Annotated in this window: 4 protein-coding genes; all 4 read left to right on the top strand. The window is 24.7% G+C overall.

What is annotated here, in order from left to right; translation table 11 throughout:
* On the top strand, positions 1-921 hold a 921-nt coding region (locus tag CRU91_RS11975; RefSeq protein ID WP_235827012.1), incomplete at its 5' end, for a methyl-accepting chemotaxis protein.
* A gap of 12 nt (positions 922-933) precedes the next feature.
* Positions 934-1,548, top strand: a complete 615-nt coding sequence (locus CRU91_RS11970) for a hypothetical protein (RefSeq protein ID WP_113895443.1) — start codon at positions 934-936, stop codon at positions 1,546-1,548.
* Between the two features lie 185 nt (positions 1,549-1,733).
* Positions 1,734-1,901, top strand: a complete 168-nt coding sequence (locus tag CRU91_RS12325) for a hypothetical protein (protein ID WP_222718478.1) — start codon at positions 1,734-1,736, stop codon at positions 1,899-1,901.
* Positions 1,902-1,990: 89 nt separating this feature from the next.
* Positions 1,991-3,155 (top strand): nitrate- and nitrite sensing domain-containing protein (locus tag CRU91_RS11965; RefSeq protein ID WP_222718477.1); only part of this gene is annotated, 1,165 nt, incomplete at its 3' end.

Raw genomic sequence — 3,155 nt, 5'->3', positions numbered from 1 at the left:
TCAATAACTCAAATGTTAGTTGAAAATAAATCAAATGGATTAACATTAGATAAAAGTTCAAATGTACTATTAGGAAATGTAGATAAATTGAATTTAAGTTCAAATGAAGCAGCAGCTTCTTTGGAAGAAACAGCAGCAGCACTTGAAGAGATAACTTCAAATATTAGAAATAATACAAATAGTATAGCTCAAATGGCAAGTTTTTCAAAAAATGTAACACAATCAGCTTCACAAGGTGAAAATCTAGCAAATCAAACAAATGTATCAATGGATGAAATAAATGCTCAAGTTACAGCAATAAATGAAGCAATTAGTGTAATAGATCAAATAGCATTCCAGACAAATATTTTAAGTTTAAATGCAGCAGTTGAAGCAGCAACGGCAGGAGAAGCTGGAAAAGGGTTCGCTGTAGTTGCTCAAGAAGTAAGAAATTTAGCATCTAGGAGTGCAGAAGCAGCTAAAGAGATAAAAGATATAGTTGAATTAGCAACATTAAAAGCAAATGAAGGGAAACAAATAGCAAATAATATGATAGAGGGATATAAGGAATTAAATGGGAATATCTCACAAACAATAAATCTAATTTCAGATATACAAAATGCAAGTAAAGAGCAACTTTTAGGAATAGAACAAATAAATGATGCAGTAAATCAATTAGATCAACAGACACAACAAAATGCAATGGTAGCAAGTCAAACACATGATATTGCAATAGTAACAGATGAAATAGCAAAATTGATAGTAAGTGATGCAGATGCAAAAGAGTTTGCAAATAAAGATAAAGTTAAGGCAAAAGATATAGAGAAAAAAGCTTCTAATAAAGTAGAAAGTACAACAAGTAGAACAAAAGTTGAGAAAACTATTTTAAAAAATATATCTAAAAAAACTAAAGAAACTTCAGATGATTGGGAAGAATTCTAGGATTTAGGTAGTATGAATTGTAAAAATAGAATTAAACCAGTCTTACTTAGAGATGTAAAAACTGAAGCTCTTTTAGTATTTATTAGAACTACTTTAGAAGATTATTTTTATCAAATTGAAAATTCTGGGTACCATTTCCAATTAGGTACTCCAGAAGACAATGAATTTATAACTTCAAATTTAAAAAGCTTGTTAAAATACTTACAAGATACAGTTATTAACTCTTCTTATTTAAGAAGTTTGATTGAAAATTGTTCAAAAAAACCATCTTTAAAATTTATTGCAAAAAAAGAAGAACCTTTGATGATTTATTATGATTCTTTAGTGAAAAGCATAGAAAAAGAACTTGATAATGGAAGTTTTTGGATACCAGAGTTAATTGTTCTTTCTCTTTTAAGCGAATGGATTATCGAAGAAGAAAAATCAACATATTTTTACCCTTACTTAAAAGAATTTAATTATGTAGAGTTATTAAATTGTTATGATAAAGCAAAAATTGGTTTAGAAGCAGATAATAAAGATGTGGTTATGCGAATGTACAAAATCTCTACAATATTAATTTCTGATTTAAAAAACTCAAAATATAAAATAAATAACACAAGAAAAAAGAGTAAAAAAAGAAGATAAGTTTTTTATACTTTATATACTATAAGCCAATTTTTATTCATAACAATTTTAAAATATAAAATAATTAATAATAATATCTAAGAAGTATAAAATTTAATAAAAATCAAATGGGTTTTTAATTGCAAGATAAGATAAGATAAGATAATCAACCTTAAAGAATTAACATAATGGGAAAGAGGTTATTTATGGAAAATGTTTATAAATCGATAGTTTTAACTATAAAAGAATTAGAAACAGAATATTTTAAATACAAAGATAATAAAAAATATTTTTTAGAAATAAAAGTATTAAAAGATATATTAGCTGATTTACATGAAATCAGGAGAAAGCTTAAAGAGTTAGAAGATAATTAAATAATAAATTTGAAAGAATATTGATACATATCAAAGATAAACAAAATAAAATAAAGTATTATTAAAACTTAAATTAAAAAGGACGCAAAATGTTATCAAAATTAACTATCAAAAAGAAATTAATTATAAGTATGATGGTTCCACTTCTTGTAATTAGTTTTTTTACGATTAAATTGATTGTTGATTCTACTACAGTTTCAAACAATCTAAAAGCTTTAGATGAAGTAATAAATCTTAGTACAAAGATAGGTTCTTTAGTACATGAAACACAAAAAGAAAGAGGATTAACAGCTGGATTCTTAGGAAGTAAAGGCAAATCATTTAGAAATGAGTTGCTTGCTGAAAAAATAGAGACAGATAAAAAAATATCTGAGTTTAAAATGTTTTTAACGACGTTTAATAAAGATTATTATAGTTCAGATTTTATAGAAAATTTAAATTATGGTATTAATAAATTAGATGAGTTGTCTAATATTAGAAAAAATGTAGATAACTTATCAATTAATCCTCAAGTAGCAATTTCTTATTATACAGAAACAAACAAATTATTGTTGAATGTTATAGGAACAGTTATACAATTATCTACAAATTCAGATATATCGCAAGAGTTAGTAGCTTATATGAATTTTTTATTGTCAAAAGAAAGAACTGGTCTTGAAAGAGCAGTTGGAACAAATACTTTTGCAAAAAATTATTTTGATTTAGAATTAAAAACAAAGTTTTATACATTGGTTGCAGAACAAAGTGCTTATATAGATACATTTATAAAGGTTAGTCCTAAAAAAACTATTGATTTTTATAATATTACAATGAAAGATAAATCTATAGAAGAAGTTAATAAAATGAGAGAAGTTGCATTGTATAGTGGAAAAGAAGCAGATTTCAATATAGATGCAAATTATTGGTTTGAAACAGTAACTGAAAAAATAAATTTATTAAAAAAAGTAGAAGACTATTTAGCAGATAACTTACATATAACAATTGAAAGAGAGTTAAATAATGCTAAAAACAATATCATAATATTTGGAACTTTAAGTATTTTAGGAATAGTAGTATTTGTAATAATATCAATGTTAATATCAAACTCAATAATAAGATCAATAAATAACTTTAAAGAAGGATTATTGGGATTTTTTGCATACTTAAATAGAGAATCAAATACAACAGAACTTTTAGAAGATAGTTCAAAAGATGAATTTGGACAGATGGCAAAAGTAGTAAATGAGAATATTATAAAAACAAAAGCAGGAATAG

Origin of the sequence: Aliarcobacter vitoriensis (assembly GCF_003316695.1) — a bacterium.
Taxonomy (GTDB): Bacteria; Campylobacterota; Campylobacteria; order Campylobacterales; family Arcobacteraceae; genus Aliarcobacter; species Aliarcobacter vitoriensis.
This window is presented reverse-complemented; position numbering and strand designations above follow the sequence as displayed.